This window comes from Leifsonia naganoensis, from assembly GCF_013410615.1.
GTDB lineage: Bacteria > Actinomycetota > Actinomycetes > Actinomycetales > Microbacteriaceae > Leifsonia > Leifsonia aquatica.
Genome location: NZ_JACCHJ010000001.1, coordinates 2,606,072 through 2,625,496 on the forward strand (window position 1 = coordinate 2,606,072; position 19,425 = coordinate 2,625,496).

Annotated in this window: 22 protein-coding genes; 9 read left to right on the forward strand and 13 right to left on the reverse strand. The window is 72.1% G+C overall.

The genetic code is table 11. The annotated features are described in order from the left end of the window. Window positions 1–111 precede the first annotated feature (111 nt). Both HNR14_RS12615 and HNR14_RS12620 read left to right on the forward strand, forming a co-directional pair. Complete coding sequence (locus tag HNR14_RS12615; RefSeq protein ID WP_218875035.1) at window positions 112–879, forward strand: CPBP family intramembrane glutamic endopeptidase; 768 nt, start codon at window positions 112–114, stop codon at window positions 877–879. 9 nt (window positions 880–888) lie between these two features. Next, the gene (locus HNR14_RS12620; protein ID WP_179701341.1) at window positions 889–1,614 is read left to right on the forward strand and encodes a VIT1/CCC1 transporter family protein; all 726 of its coding nucleotides are present in this window, start codon (window positions 889–891) and stop codon (window positions 1,612–1,614) included. Window positions 1,615–1,635: 21 nt separating this feature from the next. On the opposite strand, the gene HNR14_RS12625 is transcribed toward HNR14_RS12620, so the two are convergent. From HNR14_RS12625 to HNR14_RS12665, 9 genes are all read right to left on the reverse strand, one after another. Then, window positions 1,636–2,907, reverse strand: a complete 1,272-nt coding sequence (locus HNR14_RS12625) for an ATP-binding protein (RefSeq protein WP_179701342.1) — start codon at window positions 2,905–2,907, stop codon at window positions 1,636–1,638. Further along, window positions 2,904–3,569 (reverse strand): response regulator transcription factor, encoded by a 666-nt coding sequence (locus HNR14_RS12630; protein ID WP_343064479.1) that lies wholly within the window; start codon window positions 3,567–3,569, stop codon window positions 2,904–2,906. The genes HNR14_RS12625 and HNR14_RS12630 overlap by 4 nt, the downstream gene beginning before the upstream one ends. A 26-nt stretch (window positions 3,570–3,595) precedes the next feature. Continuing rightward, window positions 3,596–4,342: an FAD:protein FMN transferase gene (locus HNR14_RS12635; RefSeq protein WP_343064480.1), complete on the reverse strand. Its 747-nt coding sequence runs from the start codon at window positions 4,340–4,342 to the stop codon at window positions 3,596–3,598. Next, complete coding sequence (locus HNR14_RS12640) at window positions 4,339–4,866, reverse strand: FMN-binding protein (RefSeq protein WP_179701344.1); 528 nt, start codon at window positions 4,864–4,866, stop codon at window positions 4,339–4,341. Before HNR14_RS12640 ends, HNR14_RS12635 begins: the two co-directional genes overlap by 4 nt. Beyond that, complete coding sequence (locus HNR14_RS12645; protein WP_179701345.1) at window positions 4,863–6,230, reverse strand: ferredoxin reductase family protein; 1,368 nt, start codon at window positions 6,228–6,230, stop codon at window positions 4,863–4,865. Before HNR14_RS12645 ends, HNR14_RS12640 begins: the two co-directional genes overlap by 4 nt. Window positions 6,231–6,367: 137 nt before the next feature. After that, window positions 6,368–6,913: a DUF3618 domain-containing protein gene (locus HNR14_RS12650; RefSeq protein ID WP_179701346.1), complete on the reverse strand. Its 546-nt coding sequence runs from the start codon at window positions 6,911–6,913 to the stop codon at window positions 6,368–6,370. Beyond that, a complete protein-coding gene (locus HNR14_RS12655) occupies window positions 6,910–7,326 on the reverse strand; it encodes a phage holin family protein (RefSeq protein ID WP_179701347.1) in 417 nt (138 codons plus the stop codon). Before HNR14_RS12655 ends, HNR14_RS12650 begins: the two co-directional genes overlap by 4 nt. Continuing rightward, window positions 7,323–8,078, reverse strand: coding sequence for a hypothetical protein (locus tag HNR14_RS12660; protein WP_179701348.1), 756 nt, complete (start codon window positions 8,076–8,078; stop codon window positions 7,323–7,325). The genes HNR14_RS12655 and HNR14_RS12660 overlap by 4 nt, the downstream gene beginning before the upstream one ends. Window positions 8,079–8,197: 119 nt before the next feature. Further along, window positions 8,198–9,148: a manganese catalase family protein gene (locus tag HNR14_RS12665; protein ID WP_179701349.1), complete on the reverse strand. Its 951-nt coding sequence runs from the start codon at window positions 9,146–9,148 to the stop codon at window positions 8,198–8,200. A 139-nt stretch (window positions 9,149–9,287) separates the two neighbouring features. Between HNR14_RS12665 and HNR14_RS12670 the strand changes: the two genes are divergently transcribed. Continuing rightward, entirely contained in the window at window positions 9,288–11,207 is a 1,920-nt protein-coding gene (locus HNR14_RS12670; protein ID WP_343064481.1) for a sensor domain-containing diguanylate cyclase, read from the forward strand. 61 nt (window positions 11,208–11,268) lie between these two features. Further along, a complete protein-coding gene (locus HNR14_RS12675) occupies window positions 11,269–12,150 on the forward strand; it encodes a PhzF family phenazine biosynthesis protein (protein WP_179701350.1) in 882 nt (293 codons plus the stop codon). A 9-nt stretch (window positions 12,151–12,159) separates the two neighbouring features. Here the strand turns inward: HNR14_RS12675 and HNR14_RS12680 are convergent, their stop codons facing one another. Further along, the gene (locus HNR14_RS12680; protein ID WP_179701351.1) at window positions 12,160–12,612 is read right to left on the reverse strand and encodes a hypothetical protein; all 453 of its coding nucleotides are present in this window, start codon (window positions 12,610–12,612) and stop codon (window positions 12,160–12,162) included. A gap of 191 nt (window positions 12,613–12,803) precedes the next feature. Here HNR14_RS12680 and HNR14_RS12685 point away from each other — a divergent pair, with 191 nt between their 5' ends. The 3 genes from HNR14_RS12685 to HNR14_RS12695 all read left to right on the forward strand — a co-directional run bounded on the left by HNR14_RS12685 (window position 12,804) and on the right by HNR14_RS12695 (window position 15,635). Next, window positions 12,804–14,105, forward strand: coding sequence for a threonine/serine exporter family protein (locus tag HNR14_RS12685; protein ID WP_179701352.1), 1,302 nt, complete (start codon window positions 12,804–12,806; stop codon window positions 14,103–14,105). 10 nt (window positions 14,106–14,115) lie between these two features. Beyond that, on the forward strand, window positions 14,116–15,057 hold the full coding sequence (locus tag HNR14_RS12690) for a nucleoside hydrolase (protein WP_179701353.1): 942 nt from the start codon (window positions 14,116–14,118) through the stop codon (window positions 15,055–15,057). Between the two features lie 83 nt (window positions 15,058–15,140). Further along, complete coding sequence (locus tag HNR14_RS12695; RefSeq protein WP_179701354.1) at window positions 15,141–15,635, forward strand: hypothetical protein; 495 nt, start codon at window positions 15,141–15,143, stop codon at window positions 15,633–15,635. A 3-nt stretch (window positions 15,636–15,638) separates the two neighbouring features. On the opposite strand, the gene HNR14_RS12700 is transcribed toward HNR14_RS12695, so the two are convergent. Both HNR14_RS12700 and HNR14_RS12705 read right to left on the reverse strand, forming a co-directional pair. After that, window positions 15,639–16,340 carry a hemerythrin domain-containing protein gene (locus tag HNR14_RS12700; protein WP_179701355.1) on the reverse strand — a complete coding sequence of 234 codons (702 nt, stop codon included), beginning with the start codon at window positions 16,338–16,340 and terminating at the stop codon, window positions 15,639–15,641. 61 nt (window positions 16,341–16,401) lie between these two features. Then, window positions 16,402–16,863 (reverse strand): Lrp/AsnC family transcriptional regulator, encoded by a 462-nt coding sequence (locus HNR14_RS12705; protein ID WP_425485031.1) that lies wholly within the window; start codon window positions 16,861–16,863, stop codon window positions 16,402–16,404. A 106-nt stretch (window positions 16,864–16,969) separates the two neighbouring features. Here HNR14_RS12705 and HNR14_RS12710 point away from each other — a divergent pair, with 106 nt between their 5' ends. Beyond that, window positions 16,970–17,608, forward strand: a complete 639-nt coding sequence (locus HNR14_RS12710) for a LysE family translocator (protein WP_179701356.1) — start codon at window positions 16,970–16,972, stop codon at window positions 17,606–17,608. Window positions 17,609–17,625: 17 nt separating this feature from the next. Here HNR14_RS12710 and HNR14_RS12715 read toward each other — a convergent pair whose 3' ends face one another. Beyond that, window positions 17,626–18,408, reverse strand: coding sequence for an SDR family oxidoreductase (locus HNR14_RS12715; protein ID WP_179701357.1), 783 nt, complete (start codon window positions 18,406–18,408; stop codon window positions 17,626–17,628). Between the two features lie 75 nt (window positions 18,409–18,483). Between HNR14_RS12715 and HNR14_RS12720 the strand changes: the two genes are divergently transcribed. Continuing rightward, window positions 18,484–19,365 carry a sigma-70 family RNA polymerase sigma factor gene (locus HNR14_RS12720; RefSeq protein WP_179701358.1) on the forward strand — a complete coding sequence of 294 codons (882 nt, stop codon included), beginning with the start codon at window positions 18,484–18,486 and terminating at the stop codon, window positions 19,363–19,365. Window positions 19,366–19,425: the final 60 nt, after the last annotated feature.

Consider the following 19,425-nt stretch of genomic DNA (forward strand, 5'->3'; position numbering starts at 1 on the left):
CGCGTCCGCGCGTTCACCCGCGTCCGCTATCGTCTGACAGGACGAAAGCCCGGAGGATCCCGACTGCCCGCACCCGCGGCGGCTCGAAAGGGCTGGCCGAAAGGGACGCGCATGCGCATGCACCCCCGCCTCTGGATCGGCTTCGCGATCTGGGCCGGTTACGTCGTCGTGATCTACCTGGTCACGAAACTCATGGGCGTCCCCTACACCCGCATCGGCGCTTCGGCCGAGGAGACCTGGAAGGGCGCGGTCGTCGACCTCGCGGTCGCGGCGGTGCTGCTGGCTATCACCACGTCGATCCTCGGGTGGTGGCGGCCCGCGCTGTTCGAGCGGAAGCGCTCGCACCACAAGTGGCCGATCTTCGTGCCGATCGTCATGTTCCTCGTGGCGCTCGCGAACATCTTCACGACCGACTGGTCGAAGTTCGACGCCTCCTTCATCCTCGCGCTCGTCGCCCTCGGCGTCCTGGTCGGGTTCAACGAGGAGCTCATGGCGCGCGGTCTGGTGCTCACCGCCTTCCGCTCACGGCTGCACGAGGGCTGGGCGTGGTTCCTCTCCGGCGCGCTCTTCGGTCTCATGCACCTGGTCAACGCCGCGCTGGGGGCGCCGCTCGGCAGCACGCTCGTGCAGGTGCTGATGGCGTTCGCCTCCGGCACCGCGTTCTACATCGTCCGCCGGGTGACCGGCTCCCTGATCTGGGCGATGCTGCTGCACGGCCTGTGGGACGTCTCGGTGTTCGCGGTCGGCCACGCGCCGCTCGGCGTCGCCGTCGCAAGCTTCCTCGCACCGGTGGTCGGCGTCCTCGCGCTGGCGGTCGTCTACTGGGTGATCAAGGGGACCGACGAGAAGACGGTGGAGGCGACGCCCGCGCCTGCCTAGGCTGTGCCCATGACCGATGAGATCCGCACGGGGCAGCATCCGGGAGAACCGCACCGCGAGGGGCTCGCACAGCGTCTGAACTGGTTGCGGGCCGGCGTGCTCGGCGCCAACGACGGCATCGTGTCCGTCGCGGCGGTCGTCGTCGGCGTGGCGGGTGCGACGCCGACGTTCCCGGCCATCCTGACCGCCGGTCTCGCCGCGCTCGTCGGCGGCGCGATCTCGATGGCGCTCGGCGAGTACGTCTCGGCCAGCAGCCAACGGGACAGCGAGCATGCGCTCATCGCGAAGGAGCGCCGGGAGCTCGCCGAGATGCCCGAGGCGGAGTTCGAGGAGCTGACCGGGCTGTGGGAGGCCAAGGGCCTGCGCCCCGAGACCGCGCGCCAGGTCGCGATCGAGCTGACCGAGCGGGACGCCCTCGCGGCGCACCTGTCGGTGGAGCTCGGGATCGATCAGGACGACGTGGTGAGCCCCTGGCACGCGGCGCTCGCCTCCGCCATCGCCTTCACGATCGGCGGCATCCTCCCGCTGCTGACGATTTTGCTTCCCGCGGAGGTCCGCATCCCGGTCACCTTCGTCGTCGTGCTGGTCGCGCTGGCCGTCACCGGCTACGTCGCCGCGTGGATCGGCGGCAGCTCGCGCGGCAAGGCGATGCTGCGGGTGGTCGTGGGCGGCGCGCTCGCCCTGGCGGCGACCTTCACGATCGGCGCGCTGCTGGGCACTACCGGCGTCGTCTGAGCGGCCCGGCGATGGGGTCGGTCACGCCCGCGCTGCGTCCGAGGCCGGCAGCCGAACGGTCACGCGACCGCCGCCGTCCAGGCCGTCGTTCGCGGCTGTCACCGTTCCCCCGTGACGGGCGACGACCTCCGACACGAGGGCGAGGCCGAGTCCGTAGTGCCGCCGGCCGCCGGCGTCCGCGCCGGCATCGGCCGGCTGAGCGCGCGCCGAGGCGAACCGCTCGAACACGCGGGTGCCGGAGTCGAGGGCGAAGCCGGGGCCGTCGTCGCTCACTCGCAGCACGACATCCGCTCCTTCGCGCGCGCACTCGAGGAGGACGCGCGATCCGGCGTGGTCGACGGCGTTGTCGACGATGGCCACGATCATCCGCCGTAGCGACACCGCCGCCCCCGCGACCGTCACGTCGCCGGTCGAGGCCGACGCGACCTCCACGCCCCGCTCCTGCGCACGTGCCTGTGCCGCGGCGGCCACGGCTGCCGCCACCGCGGCGAGATCGACCGGGTCCTTCGCCGCATCCTGCCGGGGGTCGGCGGCGGTCAGAAGGTCCTCGACGATCTCGGCCAGCGCCGTGCTGTCGTCGACGAGCTCGTCGACGCCGATGCTCACCGGGGCCGGGACGGGCGTGTCCGCATCCCGGATGCGCCGGCGCAGCAGCTGGGCCCGCATGCTGAGCAGGGTCAGTGGGGTGCGCAGCTCGTGACTCGCATCGGCGACGAACCGTCGCTGGATCGCCAGCGATTCCGCGAGCGGGCGCATCGCCCGGCGCGCGATGAAGACGCCGACGAGCGAGGCGGCGATGGCGGCGATGACCCCGGAGATGACGAGCGCGACGATGAGCCGGGTGAGCTCCTCCCGTTGCTCCCCGAGGCCGTACGAGATCTGCACGACCTTGCCGCGACGCACGTCCGTCTGGGTCAGGTAGCTCTGACCGGCCGCCGTGATGGTCTCGGTCTCGGCCGCGCCGCCCGCGGCGACGCGCTCGATGGCGGCCTCGTCGGGCAGACGGTCCGGGAGTCCGTCGGAGCTCTGCGTGCCCTGGTCGCCACCGGGGCCGCCGCCCGTCGCCCCCGGCAGCGGGACGACGGTGATCAGGAGGTCGCGGGGCGCATCGTGCACCGAGTCGACCATGGAGGCGTCGGCCAGCGTGCGCTTCGCCGCCTCCGCCTGCCCGGCCGAGACGACGGCGACGATGACGACGCCGAGCAGGGCGAACAGCACGAGGATGATCGCCGCGAACTGGATCGCCAGGCGCCTCGACGCGGACCGCACCTCCCGGTCGTCGGCCGTCGTCACAGGGCCCCCATGCGGTAGCCGAGGCCGCGCACCGTCTCGATCAGCGTCCGGCCGAACTTGCGGCGCAGGTGATGGACGTAGGTGTCGACGACGCCCGGGTCGTCGGCATCGGCGAACACGGTCTCCAGCAGCATCGCGCGCGAGAACACCTGCGTGGGCCGGCGGGCGAGCTGCTCGAGCAGCGCGGACTCCCGCTCCGAGAGGACGGTACGCTCGCCGCCGTCGAGGATGACGGTCCGGTTGTCCGCGTCGAGCACGCCGCCGGTGAACCGGATGGTCGGCACGGTCGAAGTCCCACGCCGCCGCAGCGCCCGCAGCCGGGCGAGCAGCTCGTCGATGTCGAAGGGCTTCGCGAGGTAGTCCTCGGCGCCGCCGTCGAGCCCCTCCACCCGGTCGGCGGCGTTGCCGAGAGCCGAGAGCACCAGCACGGGCACGGTGAGCCCGCTCTGCCGGACGCGGCGGAGCACGTCCATGCCGTCGATCACGGGGAGGCCGCGGTCGAGGATGACGACGTCGAACGGCTGCGTGAGGCTCAGGTGCAGGGCGCGCTGCCCGTCCGCCGCGACGGACACGTCGTAGCCCTCGGACTCGAGCAGCTCGGTGAGCATCCCGGCCAGCCGGGAGTCGTCTTCGGCGACCAGAACCTGCGGCTTCTCCGTCACGCTCACAGCATAGGCGGGCGCCTCGCTCACGCCGCGCCCCGGGCGAAGGGGAGGTCGCCGGCACCGACGAGCGCGCCGTCGTCCGTGAGCCCGAGCACGCCGCGGGCGCCGTGCGCGAGCGCCCATTCGACGCCGTCCCGGCCGAGCGCGAAGACCGCGGTCGCCAGCACATCGGCCGTGGTCAGATCGGCGGCTACGACGGTCGCACTGACCAGCCCGGAGGCGGGGCGTCCGGTGCGGCCGTCCACGATGTGCTCTCCGCGCTCGTAGGCGCCGGAGGTCGCGACCGCTCCGTCGGTGAGGGTCAGCACCGTGAGCATCGTCGCCGGGTGGGCGGGCGAGCGGATGCCGACGTTCCAGCCCGCGGCTCCCTCCGGCGCGCCGGAGACGACGACGTCGCCGCCGGCGTTCAGGCAGAAGTCGTGCAGGCTGTCCGCGGCCAGCACGGCGGCGGCGTTCGCGGCCGCCCAGCCCTTGACGACGCCGTCGAGGTCGAGGAGCCCCTCGGCGGTCCGGATGCGGAACGCCCCGGCGGACGCGTCCGCCGCGCGCTGCCCGATGCCGATGACCTCCCGCAGCGGCGCGCTGAAGCCCTCCGGACCGAGTTCTCCGCGGTTCGCGGCGCTCACCTCGCTGTCGGCCCGGTACGTGCTGAACCGGCGGTCCGCCTCCCGCAGCACCTCGAACGCCCGGTCGGCGCTGTCGCGGTGGTCCCCGGCGTCCCGGATGTCGATCGACATCGGGATGCCCATGACCGTCTCGACGACCCTCACAGCTGGTCGATCGCCGACTGGAGGGACTGCATGTAGCTCTCCGACGTGTAGGTGGCGCCGGAGACGGTGTCGATGCTCGCGGACTGCGCCGCGATGGCCTCCTGCTCCAGGATCGGCGTCGCCTGCTGGTTGATCTCCTGGCTGCGGCGGTCGCCGGGCGACTGCAGCACCTGCACGGCGGTGATCGTGGACCCGCTGAAGGTCACCTGCACCTGGAAGGACCCGTAGCGGTTCTGCTCGACCGCGCCCGTGATCGTCTTCGTGGCCGACGCGGCGGCCGTCGACGGGGTGGCGCTCGGCGTCGCGGTCGCGCTCGGGGACGTGGCCGTGGCATCCCCGGTCGTGGTCGACCCCGTCGACGTCGTGCCCGAGGTGGTGCCGCCGCTGGTCGTCGTGGTGGTCGTGCTCGAAGCGGAGGCGGTCGTCTGGGTCTCGCCGAGGTCGTACAGCCGGAGCCCGACCGTCGCCCCCATCACGACCATGATCACCGCGAACAGGATCGTCCCGCGCCATTTGCGTCTCATGACATGCTCAATTCTTCTCGGTGGATGAAGCGGCGCGGCATCCGGAGGGACCGGAGCGTCGACTCGGCCGTGTCGGCCATGCCTTCGGGGCCGCAGAGGAAGGCCTCCCAGTCGTGGAGGTCGGGGATGAACCTGCTCATCGCCCCGACGCCGAGCGGGTCGTAGCCGAGCTCGGCTCGGCGCCCGACGACCGGGACGACCGTGAGCCCCGGCATCGCCTGCAGCTCGGCGAGCAGCGCGAGGTGAGCGGCGGAGTGCGCCCGGTAGATCAGCACGGGCCGCAGGCCGCGGCCGACGAGCTCTTCCGCAAGCGCGCGGATCGGCCCGATTCCGGCGCCTCCGGCGATGAGCAGCACGTGCTGGCGGCTGGCGTGGTCGGCGGTGAACTGGCCGAACGGCCCCTCCGCGAACGCCAGGGTGCCCGGCTTCAGGTCCCGGAGGCGCGACGAGTGATCGCCGAGTTCGCCGACCGTGATGCGCAGGTATCCGTCGGAGGGGACGCGCGAGATGGAGTAGGGGTGGGCGGTGCCGAGGTGGCCCCAGGCGAGGAAGCGGAAGCTCATGAAGTTGCCCGCCCGCACGCCTCGCGTGTGGAGGTGCGTGCCCGAGAACCAGACGCTGAGCGTCCCCTCGCTCTCCGGCACCACCGCGACCACGCGCATCCGGTGCCGCCACGCGTCCGCCGTCGGCAGGATGAACCGCCACGTGAGCACGGCGGCCGCGGTGCCGAGGTACAGCACGATCCAGAGCACGCGGTTGACCGGGTAGCCGACGAAGTGCGCGCCGCCGCTGAGCTGGTGGAAGAAGGTGAGGAAGATCGCGACGTACGTCGTGACGTGCACCCAGTACCAGACCTCGTAGGAGAGCAGCGACCGGATCCACCGCGCGCTGGTCAGACCGACGACGACGAACGCGATCGTGCCGATCAGCGCCGTGAGCATGTCGGGGTAGTTCTGCAGGATGGCCACGAACTCCGGCCACGGCGTCTTCTGGTCGAACAGCTCGCCGCCCGCGACCAGTAGCACGACGTGCGCGACGATCAGCAGGATGACGGAGGTCCCGAGCGATCGGTGCCAGGCGACGAGCCGGTCGAGCCCGACGGCGTTCTCGAACCACGGCACCCGGGCGATCAGCAGCAGCTGGGCGCAGACGAGGTAGCCGCCGACCATCCCCGCGAGCTCGCCCATCGTGGTGACCACGCTCGCGGGCGTGACCGCGAAGGTGGCGGGCACGGCCAGCCACCACATCAGCAGCACGCCGACGAGGCCCAGGGCCAGCGCCACGCGCACCGTCGCCGAGCCGCGTCGGCTCCGGGTGGCGGTGCCGCGGATGACCATCCTGCGGGGCGCCGTGATCGCGCTCATCGTCCGTTCTCCATGGAATCAACGATCGCGATCGATTCTTGAGGGATTCTTACGCGGGCTGGAGAACCGCTGTGGGTCGGCTATGACATGACGAACGCCCCGGCCCGCTGTGCGGTGCCGGGGCGTCCCGTCGCCCGCTAGGACTGCTGCTGCACGGCCTGCATGCTCGACTGCGCCTGCTCGCGGACTCCGTCGGCGGCATCCGTCGCCTCGGCGCCGACCGCCTGCACGGCGTCGGTCGCGGTCTCCTTGACCGCGGCGAACGCGTCCTGCGCCGGCTCCTTCAGGTCGCCGGCGACGCCCTTGGCCGTGGAGGCCAGGTCGTCGAGCAGCGGCTGGGCGGCATCCTTCACGGACGAGGCCAGGTGCTTCTCGGTGTCGGTCGCCGGGAAGAGGGAGGCCGCCAGCCAGCCGACGCCCACGGCGATCAGGCCCACCGCGAGCGGGTTGCCTTTCACCGCCGACCCGGCCTTCCCGGCCGCGCCGGACACCGCGTCCTGCGCGTCGTCGACCGATCCCATCACGTGCTCGCGGGCGGAGCGGAACGCGCCCTTGACCTTGTCGGCCTGCCGTTCGGCGATCTTGGAGGGGCTCACCTTGTCGGCGAGGGCATCGACGTTCGAGCCGAGCTCGCGCCGGGTCTCCTCGATGGTGGAGCGGATCTCATCCGGGTCGTTCGTCATCGGTTCTCTTCATTTCGTTTGAGTGTTTCGGGGATCTCTTTGAGGGTGTCGACCGTCTGCGGCGCACCGCGCACGGACTTCATCGCGGACCGTCCCGTGAGGAACAGCACGCCCGCGACGATCAGCCAGATGCCGGCGACGATGAGCCCGGACCAGCCGTTGCCGACCAGATAGCCGAGCGCCCACCAGGCCGCGATCGAGAGGAACAGGATCGCCATCAGCGCGGCATAGCCCGCGCCTCCGAGCAACCCGGCGCCCTTGCCGGCGCGACCGGCCGACTGCCGCAGCTCCGCCTTCGCGAGCTCGAGCTCCTGGCGCAGCAGCGTCGACATGTCGCGCGTGACTTCGCCGAGCAGGTCGCCCAGTGACGTGTTCGCCGCCTTCTCCTCCGACGGCGTGGAGGTGTCGGTCATCGGGAGAGGTCCGGGTCGATGCCCTCGCCGGCGTGCGACGACTCCGCGCCGGTCTCCGTGAGGAGCTCGGCATAGAGCGGAGTGGCGACCGGGTCGGCGTCGGCGGCGCCGAAGGAGGCGTGCTGCACGCCCGGGGTGCGCTGCTCGGGAGCCGGGACCGGCTCCAGCGTGTCGGGGCGCTCGGAGTGTGCGGACGGTCCGCCCTCCGCGTGCGCGCTCTCCGCCTGCGCGTCGGAGTGCTCCGCGGCGAGCGAGCGGGTCAGACGGCCCGCCACCGCACCGGCCGCGACGGCCATCGCGATGAACGCCCCCGGCCGGCGGGCGGCGTACCGCTTCAGGTCGGAGAGCAACGTGCCGGGGTCGCGGGCGTCGAGGTAGGCGGCGGCCCCCTGCGTGCGGACGGCCACGCGGGCCACCAGGTCGGCCGCGAGGCCGTCCGAGGCGGCGCCGGCCATCTCGTCGAGCTGGTCGCCGATGGCCTTGAGCCCGTCCGCGACGCGCTGCTGCTGCACCCCGGCCTGCTCGCGCAGCTCGTCCTGGGTCTGGCGCAGCAGGTCGGTCGCCTGCGACTTCGCCTCGTCGACGACGTCGCCCGCGCCCTCCTTCGCCGTCTCCATCACGCGCTGGCCGCCCTCGACGGCTTCGTCCTTCACGGCCATGGCCTCGTCGCGCGCGACCTCGGGGGTCGATCGGCCGGGCTCGTCGTCGTGGGGGAGGGCGGTGGGCGCCGCTCCGGGATACGTGTCTGTCATGGCTCTTCCTTCGTGGTGTCGCTGATGGTCCCGGCGTGCCGGGCTCGGCCGCGGGAGGTTCGGGTGGTTCGAGGAGTTCGGGAGGTGCGGCGCGCCGGGTCAGCAGGCGGCCGCCCGGGTCACTGGACGGGACCGAAGAGCGCGTCCACCTCGGCGAGCTCGAGGTCGGCGGTCGCCTGGATGAGCTTCAGCAGCTCCGGGTCGAGGCCGGGCGCGAACTCCTCGAGCCGCTCCTCCGCGATGACGGAGGGGACGCCGACCGGGGCCTGCTCGGTCGACTCGAGGTCGGTGCCGTCCTTCGACGGGGAGAGGCCGCGGAAGATCTTGCCCGCCTCCGACTGGCCGGCGAGGTCGAACGTGTACTGCTTGCTCTGCAGCCCCAGATCGGTGAGCTTCTTCACCTCGGGGAACCGCTCCGCGTTGGTCTTCGGGATCGGCAGTAGCTTCGCCCAGTCGACGCCGAGCGTCTCCAGGGCCTTGGCATAGCCGTTCTCGTGGGCCTGGTCGCGCACGATCAGGTAGGCGATGGTCGAGCGGGCGGTCTTGTTGTCCGTCATCTCGTAGATGCGGCACTTCTGCAGCCGCCCGGTGGACTCGAGCATGAGGTTGTAGAGCAGGTCGAGCACCAGGTTGCCGGAGTTGTAGACGTAGCTGCCCGACCACGGGTTGCCGACCGCGTCCACCGGCAGCGCGCCCTGGGCGCCGACGAGGTAGTGGTGGATGTTGCTCTCCGAGAGCGCGATGTTCAGCGGGGTCGCGCCTCCGGCGCCCGGCTTGTCGAGCGGGTCGGTGAGCTTGCCCTGGTAGCGCGGGGAGCCGTCCAGGAGGCGGGAGATCGTGGTGCCGATCAGCTCGACGTGGCTGATCTCCTCGGTCCCGATCCCCTGGATCAGGTCGCGGTACGGCTTCGCCGCCGGTCCGCGGAAGTTCATGGCTTGGAACAGGTACTGCATCATGGTGCGCATCTCGCCGAACTGGCCGCCGAGCCCCTCCTGCAAGGCGTTGGCCGCAGCAGGATCGGGCTCGTCCTGAGCGATGTCGTTGATCAGGCTCTGCACGTGGAAGAACATTCAGACCTCCAAAGGTCTTCGCTGCCGGAGGAGACCGACCTTCCCCACCGTCCCCGCATCCCCATCGATGCGTACCCATTGACCGAGGCCGATATGAGGGATCGGCCTCGCCGTCGGCGGCCTCACGTAGGCTTGCCGGGTGGTTGTCGAAGATGCGGCTCTGTCGGAGGAGCTCCGGAGGTTGCGGGAATGCGTGCGGGAGCCCATCCGCACCCCAGGGCGGATCCAGTCGCACGGAAAGCTGATGGTGATCGACCCCTCCTCGCAGGAGATCGTCGTCGCGAGCGAGAACGCCGAGGAGTGGCTCGGGCGGTCCCTCGCGGACCTGCGGAGCCGCACGATCGAGTGGACCGCGACGTCGTCGCTGCGGGGCGATCCCGTGCGGGTGGACCTCGACGGCGTCTCGTACGATGCGGTCACCCACACGGCCGGCCCGCTCCTGGTGCTCGAGCTCGAACCCCTCACCGACTCGTCGAGCCAGCCCGCCTCGACGGTCGTCGACGCGATCCGCCGCCTGGGCGCCATCGGGACCGTGGACGAGCTCCATCTCGCCGTCGCGGCCGAGGTGAAGCGGATGACGGGCTTCGACCGCGTGATGACGTACCGGTTCTTCGAGGACGGACACGGCGAGGTGGCGGGGGAGGCCGCTGAGCCCGACATGGAGTCGTACCAGGGGCTGCGCTTCCCCGCCTCCGACATCCCGGAGCAGGCGCGCGCCCTCTACCTGACCAAGCTCTCGCGGGCGATCGTCAGCACCGAGGACCCGGGCTCGGCCCTGGTCGCGCTCGACCCGGCCCTCCCGCCGCTGGACCTGAGCCAGGCGGAGCTGCGCGCCGTGTCGCCGCATCACCTGCAGTTCATGCGGAACATGGGCCAGGCCTCGACGGTGTCGTTCTCGCTGATCCACGACGGGCGCCTGATCGGCATGATCACCTGCGCCCACCGCACCCAGAAGAGGATGCCGCTGCTGCTCCGCCGGGCGATCGAGGTCCTGGCCGCGCACGCCACCCTCCAGCTGACCGGCCTTGAGTCGATCGCGACGCTACGCCGCGAGCTCTCCCTGCAAGCGCGCCGCACGGCCCTGACGGCCGACCTGCCCTCCTCGTCCGACGCGCTCCTGACCCTGGTCGACCGGGGCGCGGACCTGCTCGCGCTCGTCGAGGCGGACGGCGCCATCGTCTCCATCGACGGGGTCAGCCGCAGCATCGGGCACGTCCCGCACGCCGACCGCTCCCGGCTCCTGAGCGCGATCGGGGCCGAACCGTTCGCGACGGACGAGGTCGCACGCACCCATCCCGAGTTGGCCGGACTCGTCGCGGGGTTCGCCGGCCTGCTCGTGGTGCCGCTCGGTGCGCATGGCGTCCTCGTCCTGTTCCGCGTGGAGGCCACCCGCGTCATCCGCTGGCTCGGCGACCAGAGTGCGAGCAACCGGGACACCCCGCTGTCGCCCCGCCGCTCGTTCTCCGAATGGAAGCAGAGCGTCGAGGGCACGTCGCTGGAGTGGGGCGCCGTCGTCGAGGAGGCGCGGGCGCTGGCACAGGAGATCGAGACGTCTCTGGATCGCCGCGGCGAGGCGAGGCTCGCTCAACTCGCGCTGATCGACTACCTCACCGGCCTGCACAACCGGCGGGCCCTCGTCGCCCGCATCGAGGCCGCCCTGGCGGACGGCGAGAGCGGCGCCGTCTTCTTCATCGACCTGGACGGCTTCAAGCAGATCAATGACAGCCGCGGTCACGAGACCGGCGACCATGTGCTCCGCGTCGTCGCCGAGCGCCTGACCGGGGCCTGCCGTGAGTCCGATCTCGTGGCGCGACTCGCCGGCGACGAGTTCGTGGTCTTCAGCGCACAGCTCTCGGCCGCAGACAGCGTGCGCCTCGCGCATCGGCTCGTCGAACGGATCGACCAGCCCATCGAGACCGAACACGGTCCGGTCCGCGTCTCCGGCTCCTGCGGGTTCGTGGAGCTGCGGCCGGGCCGCACGGCCAAGCAGGCCATCGAGGAGGCCGACGCCGCGATGTACCGCGCCAAGCGCGCCGGGAGGAACGGCGTCTCGCGCTGATGGTCGTCGTACGGCGCAACGGTTCATGGACCTGCGCGGTGCCCACGGGCAGGATGGGGCGATGGATGTTCCCTTCGTCTGGATCGACGTCTTCGCCGAGCGCGCCCTCGCCGGCAACCCCCTCCCACTCGTCCCCGACGCCGACGCGCTGAGCGACGAGCAGCTGCGCGCCATCGCCCGCGAGTTCAACCAGTCGGAGACGACGTTCCTCTGCCGCCCCACCGCGCCGGAGGCCGACGCGCGGTTGCGGTCGCTGACCCCGGCGGGGGTGGAGGTCGGCGGAGCGGGCCACAACGCGATGGGCGCGTGGATCTGGCTGGCGGGGAGCGGACGGCTGGACCCCGGGCGCGATGCCTTCGTCCAGCAGATCGGCGACGACCTCCTGCCGGTGCGGGTCTCGTCGGCGGACGGGATCGTGCGGGTGACGATGGAGCAGTCGCGGCCGCGCTTCCCCGGCAGGTTCGCGGATCGGGAGGCGCTCGCCGCCTCCCTCGGCCTCCCGGTCGATGGCCTCGCTGCCGGCCGACGACCCGAGGTCGGGGACACCGGCGCCGAGCACCTCCTGGTCCCGGCGACGACCCGGGAGGCGGTCGACGCGGCGGTCCCGGACCAGGCCGCGCTGAAGGCCGTCCTGGCCGGTGCGGGTGCCGAGGGCTGCTACCTCTACACGGCCGCCGTCGATCCGTCGTCGGGGACGCACGCGTACGCCCGCTTCTTCAACCCCACCGTCGGGATCGCCGAGGACCCGGCGACGGGCACCGCGGCCGGGCCGCTGGCGGCGCTCCTCGTCCGCGACGGCCTCGCCGCCGCCGGCGCACCGGTCGTGATCGAGCAGGGCCGCTCCCTCGGCCGGCCCAGCCGGATCGTGGTGACAGTCGACGGCGACCGCGTCGCCCTCACCGGCTCGGGTGTCGTCGCGGCGGCGGGGACGCTGTTCCTCTGAGGTCTGCTCTCAGCCCTTCTCGAACGGAGGGGTGGTGGTCCGGCACGTGATCGTGCCGCCCGCCTCCTCGGACTCGCTCGCGATGACCTTCTCGTCATCGAGGAGGATCCGGCACGATATACGCGTGCCGGCGGGCGCTGACGCGGTGATCTCGGCGGGTTGCCCGGCCGTGACCTGGGATTCGACCCTCCACGAGGCCTTCTGCGGGGTTCCGACGGCGTTGAGCGTCGCGACGGTGCCGACCGGCAACGTCGCGGAGTCCTCGCCGCGGCCGGGAGCGTCGAGATAGCTGACATCGTGGAGCTCTGTCGTCGACTCGCCCTCGACGACGACCTCGTAGGTCACCGCCCAGGCATCGGCGAACTGTTTGCCGACGCCGGCGCATCCGCTCATCGTCGCGGCCAGGCCCAGCGCGAGGCACGAGCCGAGGACAGTGGTCATGATCCTGCTGCGTTCGGACATGCCTCCATGCTCGCGGGACGCGAAATGCAAGTAATCGACCCGTCGTACCATCGCCGTCCTGCGCCGGTACCATCCCGGGCCCATCGCCGAGGACCGGGCCACGAGCACCGCGGCCGGACGCAAACTGCCTCTTCGGTGCGGCCGGTCCTGCTGCATACGCTGGCCCCAAGTGGCCACGCGTCGGAGGTGGGATGTCCGGGATCCAGGATCGAATGCGCGGCGCGCTCGTGGCGCTCATCAAGCCGCCACCGGAGCGGCTGCCGATCACCGCCGAGATCGGGGTGCCCGAGATGGTCGGCGCGCTGGGCCCCGCCCTGCTCTCGTCGTCGCAGGCGACGAGCGACGTGCAGGAAACGCTCGAGCGGGTGGCCGCCGCGTACGAGCGCCCCGACCTGCGCGTCTTCGTCCTCCCCACTCTCGTGCTCGTCGAGGACCCGGGCGTCGTGCCATCGCACACCGCCATCTACCCCGCCGACCAGCGGCAGCTGCGGCTGGACCAGGCGGGCGCGGTGGACCACGTCGTTCGGCACGCAGTTGCCCACCGCGACGACCCGAACGCCGTGGTGGCCGAGATCCACAGCATCGAGGACCGGCCACCGCGGTTCGGCGTCACTCTGACGATCGTGGGCCACCTGCTCCTCACCCTCGGTTTCGGGCTGGTGCTCAACCCGACGGTCGCGGCGCTGCCGGTCTATGCCGTCCTGGGCGCGATCGTCGGCACGATCGTGACGTTCGGGACGCGGATGCCGACGCTGTCACTCATCCTGCCGGTGTTCACGGCCTTCGTCGTCACCCTCGTCACCTCGTACGCGGCGGACGCGTTCATCCACGACGACGTGCTCCGGCTCGTCGCGCCCGCGCTGGTCAGCTTCCTCCCGGGTCTCACCCTGACCATCGCGGCGGTCGAGCTGACCAGCGGGCAGGTGATGGCCGGGGCCAGCCGCCTGGTCTACGGGATCGCGCGGCTCGCGCTGCTCGCCTTCGGGGTCTTCGCCGCGATCGTCGTCACCGGCCACCCGGCCCAGGTGGATGTGCACGCCCACCAGCTCGGCGGGTGGGCGCCGTGGGTCGGGATCCTCCTGGTCAGCGTCGGCTACTACTTCTTCTCGGCGGCGCCCCGGCGCTCGCTGGTGTGGATCCTGTACGCGCTCGTCGTCGCCTACTCCGCGCAGCTGCTCGGCAACCTGCTGCTCGGGCCGGAGCTGTCCGGCCTCGTCGGCGCGGCCATCGTCGTCCCCGCCGTCTACCTGGCCGCGCGCATCCCGGCCGCCCCGCCGGTCGCCATCATGCTGACCTGCGCCTACTGGCTGCTCGTCCCGGGCGCGATGGGCTTCATCGGTCTGAGCGAGGCCGCCGCGGGCGCCGCCGGGGCGACCAACCTGATCCTGCAGACCTTCGGCTCGCTCATCGCGATCGCCACCGGCATGCTCATCGGCGCCGGCGTGAGCCGCGACGCCACGGCCGTCGCCCGCGGGTGGCGACAGCCCGGATAGGGTGTCCTCCATGCCCGCACCCCAGTTCGTCCACCTCGATTGCGATACCGGCATCGATGACGCCCTCACGATCGCCCACCTCCTCGCGCGACCGCACGTGCGGCTCGTCGGCGTGAGCACGGTGAGCGGCAACACGACGGCGGCGCAGGCGGCGGTCAACACGCTCGGGCTCCTCTCGCTGGCGGGTGCGGAGCGCATCCCCGTCGCCGTCGGCGAGCACCACCCGCTCGCGGGGGAGTTCCACGGAGGAGCGCCGCACGTACACGGCGGCAACGGGATCGGCGACGTCACCCTCCCGGAGCCCGCACAGCAGGTCAGCGACCTCACCGGGCCGGAGTTGCTGATCGCGTCGGTGCGCGAGCGGCCCGGCGACGTGGATGTGCTCGCCATCGGGCCGCTCACCAACCTGGCGAAGGCGCTGGAGCTGGAACCCGAGCTGCCGCGACTCGTCAAGAGCCTCACCGTCATGGGCGGAGCCGTGTGGGTGCCGGGCAACATCACGCCGGGCGCCGAGGCGAACATCCACAACGACCCGGAGGCGGCGGAGGCCGTGTTCGCCGCGGACTGGCGCGTGACCCTCGTGCCGTTGGACGTCACGCTGCAGCACGGATTCGACGCGGAGGCCCAGCGGGCCCTCGCCGAGGCGGGCACCGACTACCACTCCGCACTCGGGGCGATGCTCGACCGGTACCTCGACTTCTACGAGACGGTCATGACGGAACGGCGCGCGGCCCTGCACGATCCGCTCGCGTCGATGATCGTGACCGGCGACAGCATCCCGAGCGAGGTGCGCTCCACCGCCCTCGCCGTGGACACGTCGCGAGAGGCCACCCGCGGCCGCACGACGGCGCTCGCCAGCGGCCCGGCGAACATCGACATCGTCACGGCGGTCGACGGCGACGCGGCTCCGGTGCTCCTCGAACAGCTGTTGTCGCACACGCCGCGCGGCTGAGATCCGCCGGACCGCTGGTCGCGAGCGCCGAGCGGGCGCATACTCGTGGGGGAGCCGGCGCCCGAGCCGGCGGGGAGGGACGGATGATGCAGAGCTCGCGGGACTCGATCCGCAAGATGATCCTCGAGGAGATCGGCGCGTCGGCCCTCGAAGGGACGCCGTCGACCTTCCTCGGCTCGATCGTGACAGGCGTGGCGCTCGCGGTCGGCGAGAGCGAGCTGAACTACCTCGGTGCCAGCAGGCAGGTCACGCCCGAGATGGTGCGCGTGCGCGTCGGCGCCTTCACCAGCGGCACAGTGACGACGATCGATGCGGTGCACTCCCTGACGAGCGGGAGCACCGACGTCACGACGCGCATCCACCGTCGCGGCGACCTCGAACGACTGGAGATCTCCGGCGGCGCCCCCTCCCTCGGCGTGGACGACACGACGGAGTGGCCCGGCCGGTTCACGGTGCGCGCGCTCTACCGCGACGGCCTCGAGCTCATCATCCCGATGAGCGAGGCGAACACCGCGCACAAGCGCAGCTCCGTCTGGACGATCTTCAACGCCCTCCGGGAAGACCTCGCCGCGCGCTGACCGTCACGGCGTCGCGCGACCTTCGAGCGCGGCCCGGTACCGTGCGTACTTCGGCGCGCCGACCCGTCGCCAGAACAAGCGCACGGGGGCCGGGAGGTTCTTCTTCTCCCACTCGCCGCCGCCGTCCGGCTGCGCGGCGAGGATGGCGCCGAGCATGTTCCACGTCTGGCCTCTCGGGGTGCTCGCGCGGCCGTGCTTGGCGAACCACTCCACCTCGCGCGGGGTGAGCACGTGCTCCATGACCGGCACGATCGTGGCCTCCTCGTCTGGGAGGTGCTCGGCCAGCGCATCGGTGATCCCGCGGAGTGCCGTGCGGACGGGTTTCGCGGTCGCCGCCGAGGGCGTCGCCCGCCAGGCGGGGAGCGCGCCGTCGAGGGCCGTCAGTTGCACGAGCATCGCGGCATGCTGGCGTCGCATCCGCTCGACGTGCGCGGCGCACGACGGCGCGCGCTCGTCGATGGCCGGCCACAGGCGGGCGTCCTCGCCTTCGTGGTGGGCGTGCAGGGACGTCGAGACGAGGGAGAGCTGGGCGGCGACGACCTGCGCGTGCGCGCTGTCGCCGTCGGCCACGCCGTCGACGAGGCCGGTCGCCTCTGCGAAGGAGCGGCGGAACATCCGGTGGATCTCGGCCATGCCACTCGCGTCGCAGGTCGTGGGGCCGTCGAGCGGTGAAGCGCCGGACGACGGCAGAGGGGTCGCTGCCATGGCGGAACTCTACGACTCCCACGGCCGCGTGCGCGAGGGGATCTTCGGGGTGGCGGGACGGTCAGGGCCGCAGCGGCATCGAGCGGCCGGAGACCACGTTCTTCATGACGAGGGTCGTCTCGAGCCGGCCGACCCCCGGGAGGTTGGAGAGGGTCTCGTCGTAGAGCTCCTGGAACGCGGTGAGGTCGCGGCAGACGACGCGCAGCAGATAGTCGGGGTCGCCGAACAGGCGCTGCGCCTGCAGCACCTCTGGCACGCCCGCGACCGCGACCTCGAACGCCTCGATCGTCGCCTTGTCCGTGACGCGCATCGTGGCGAAGAGGAGGGTCTCGAAACCGAAGCCGAGCAGCTGCAGGTCGACGTCGGCGTGGTAGCCGGAGATCACTCCGTCGGCCTCGAGCGTGCGCAGCCGCCGGTGCGCCGGGGAGGTGCTGAGGTTGACCCGTTCGGCGAGTTCGGTGATGCTGAGCCGCCCATCCTGCTGCAGTTCGGCAAGAATCTTCCAGTCGATCGCGTCGATCACTATTTTCCTTCCACAGCAGGTCGGCTTGAGGGGGATCTACGGGACCACCTTGCGCGGCATCCATCCTAATCTTCCCTCGACACCGTGGTTCGGGAAAGGGGAGAGCATGCCGGGATCGGCGATCGTGGCCTTCGGGGGCATCTCGCTCCTGTTCATCCTCACGCCCGGGGCGGACTGGGCGTACGCGATCTCGGGCGGCCTGAAGCGCCGCGTCGTGGCCGCCGTCACCGGCCTCCTCCTCGGCCACATCGTCGTGATCGCCATCGTCGCCGCCGGAGTCGGGGCGGTGATCGCCCGGTTCCCGATGGCCCTCACCGGCCTGACGCTGGTCGGAGCCGCCTACCTGCTGTGGCTCGGCTGGGGCGTTCTGCGGCGGTCGTCGGCGCCGCGAGCGGCCGACGGCGTCGACGACGGCACCGCCCGGAGCTGGCTGGCGCGCGGCTTCGCGGTCAGCGGTCTCAACCCGAAGCTGCTCCTCCTGACCCTCGCCGTGCTCCCGCAGTTCACGTCCGTCGCTGATCCGTGGCCGGTGGGACTGCAGATAGTCGTGCTCGGTGCGGTGCACGTCGTGAACTGCGCGATCGTCTACTTCGCGGTCGGCTTCGCCGCGAAGCGGGTGCTGTCGGCCCGGCCGGTCGCGGCGCGCGTCGTCTCCCGGGTGTCCGGTTTCGCCATGATCGCCATCGGTGCGTTCCTCGTCGTCGAGCGCGTCGCGCACGTCGTCTCGCCGACGGCGTTCGCCTGACGGCGGTCGCGTGACGGTCAGGACCTCACGGCTCCGAGATACTCCTCCCATGTGCCCGTCCCGCGGTCGGCGCCCGGCGCCGCGAGGTTCGCGCCGCTCCGGTAGGCGCGCCCCAGTGCGCCCGGGAGGCCGAACCGCAGATGCGGATGCCTCCGCACGGGCAGCGTGTCGATGAGGTCCTCCAGCGTGCGCACCTCCGGCCCGGCGAGATCGGCGACACGGCCCTGGGGAGGCTGCAGGGCCAGCTCGGCGAGCCGCTGCGCGACGTCCGCGACGGCGACGGGCTCGAGGCGGACGTCCCGCATGACCGGCACGATCGGCAGCCGCGCCATCCCTCCGGCCATCGACCGCGCGAAGCTGTGGAACTGGGCGGCGCGCAGCACGGTCCACGGCACTCCCGACGCGGCGAGGATGCGCTCCGACGCGGCCTTGCGGCGGAAGTAGCCGATCGGCATGCGGTCGGCGCCGATCACCGAGATGAGGACGACGTGCCCGACGCCCGCGGCGCGGGCGGCCTCCGCGACGTGCCGCGTTCCCTCGTCGTCGCCTTTCGGACCGCCGGCCAGGTGCAGCACGACGTCCGCGCCGGCCATCGCCTCGGCCAGGCCGGTTCCCGCCACGGTGTCGCCGATGAGGTACTGGATGCCATCGTCCGACGCGCCCGCCCGTTCGGCGGGATCCGCCTCCGGACGCCCGTGGCGGCTCAGGACGCGGATGCGCCGGTCGCCGGCTGCGAGCAGCGGGACGGCGTGCCGGCCGAGGGTGCCGGTGCCCCCGGTCACGAGGATGGTGTTGGCCATTGGTCACTCCTTCGTCACATCGGGGCAGGATTCCCCGTCTTCTCTCCGAACGGACGAACGAAGGAGAATGTGACGATGCCGATCGATGAGGATGCCCTGGCCGAGGCCTTCGAGCAGCGCCGCCCGCGCCTGCGGGCTGTGGCGACCCGGCTGCTGGGCTCGACGGCGGAGGCCGAGGATGTGCTGCAGGACGCCTGGCTGAAGCTCGCCCTCGCCGACGCGGACAGCATCCAGAACCTCGACGCCTGGCTGACCACCGTCGTCTCGCGGCTGAGCCTCGACGTGCTCCGCTCCGCCCGCGTCGTGAAGGCCGACCGGTGGAACGTCGAGGCGTGGGAGAGCGTCTCGACGGATTCCGACGCGGACCCCGCCGCGATCGCCGCAGGCAACGAGCGTGTCGCGGTCGCCCTGCTGACGGTGCTCGACCTCCTCTCGCCGACGGAACGGTTGGCATTCCTGCTGCACGACGTGTTCGGGCAGCCGTTCGACGAGATCGCCCCGCTCGTCGACCGCTCGCCGGCCGCCACCCGGCAGCTGGTGTCGCGGGCGCGACGGCGCGTGCGTGCCTCCGAACAGGAGCCCCGTGCGGACGGCCGCCGCGGCCGCGCCGTCGTGGACGCCTGGCTGCGCGCGGTGCAGGAGGGCGACCTCGCCGGCCTGCTCGCCCTTCTGGACGAGCACGCGGTCCTCGACGCGGACTACGGCTCGTCGAGGGTGCAGCTCGCCGGTGCGGCGGAGATCGCGGACTCGGCACGGACCGCGGCGCACCTGGCGTCGCACTCCCTCCCCGTGCTGATCGGCGGGCGCCCCGGCGTCGCGGCCGTGCTGCACGGCCACGTCGTCTCGCTGATGGCCTTCGACCTCGGCGCGGACGAGCGGATCGTCGGCCTCGACGTCCTCGCCGACCCGCGCCGGCTCGCCGAGCTGGACCTGGGGGCGCTCGCCGCCGGCCACTGACCGACCGCTCCCCGAACGGGGCCCCCTGCCGCTCTTCCACTGGGCGAGCGCGTGGCGTAC

Bases quoted from the DNA above. Each gene is read 5' to 3' on its own strand.
- HNR14_RS12615 (WP_218875035.1), top strand. From the start codon at position 112: ATGCGCATGCACCCCCGCCTCTGGATCGGCTTCGCGATCTGGGCCGGT.
- HNR14_RS12620 (WP_179701341.1), top strand. From the start codon at position 889: ATGACCGATGAGATCCGCACGGGGCAGCATCCGGGAGAACCGCACCGC.
- HNR14_RS12640 (WP_179701344.1), bottom strand. From the start codon at position 4,866: ATGAGACGCAAATGGCGCGGGACGATCCTGTTCGCGGTGATCATGGTC.
- HNR14_RS12645 (WP_179701345.1), bottom strand. From the start codon at position 6,230: ATGAGCGCGATCACGGCGCCCCGCAGGATGGTCATCCGCGGCACCGCC.
- HNR14_RS12650 (WP_179701346.1), bottom strand. From the start codon at position 6,913: ATGACGAACGACCCGGATGAGATCCGCTCCACCATCGAGGAGACCCGG.
- HNR14_RS12655 (WP_179701347.1), bottom strand. From the start codon at position 7,326: ATGACCGACACCTCCACGCCGTCGGAGGAGAAGGCGGCGAACACGTCA.
- HNR14_RS12660 (WP_179701348.1), bottom strand. From the start codon at position 8,078: ATGACAGACACGTATCCCGGAGCGGCGCCCACCGCCCTCCCCCACGAC.
- HNR14_RS12665 (WP_179701349.1), bottom strand. From the start codon at position 9,148: ATGTTCTTCCACGTGCAGAGCCTGATCAACGACATCGCTCAGGACGAG.
- HNR14_RS12675 (WP_179701350.1), top strand. From the start codon at position 11,269: ATGGATGTTCCCTTCGTCTGGATCGACGTCTTCGCCGAGCGCGCCCTC.
- HNR14_RS12680 (WP_179701351.1), bottom strand. From the start codon at position 12,612: ATGTCCGAACGCAGCAGGATCATGACCACTGTCCTCGGCTCGTGCCTC.
- HNR14_RS12685 (WP_179701352.1), top strand. From the start codon at position 12,804: ATGTCCGGGATCCAGGATCGAATGCGCGGCGCGCTCGTGGCGCTCATC.
- HNR14_RS12690 (WP_179701353.1), top strand. From the start codon at position 14,116: ATGCCCGCACCCCAGTTCGTCCACCTCGATTGCGATACCGGCATCGAT.
- HNR14_RS12695 (WP_179701354.1), top strand. From the start codon at position 15,141: ATGATGCAGAGCTCGCGGGACTCGATCCGCAAGATGATCCTCGAGGAG.
- HNR14_RS12700 (WP_179701355.1), bottom strand. From the start codon at position 16,340: ATGGCAGCGACCCCTCTGCCGTCGTCCGGCGCTTCACCGCTCGACGGC.
- HNR14_RS12710 (WP_179701356.1), top strand. From the start codon at position 16,970: ATGCCGGGATCGGCGATCGTGGCCTTCGGGGGCATCTCGCTCCTGTTC.
- HNR14_RS12715 (WP_179701357.1), bottom strand. From the start codon at position 18,408: ATGGCCAACACCATCCTCGTGACCGGGGGCACCGGCACCCTCGGCCGG.
- HNR14_RS12720 (WP_179701358.1), top strand. From the start codon at position 18,484: ATGCCGATCGATGAGGATGCCCTGGCCGAGGCCTTCGAGCAGCGCCGC.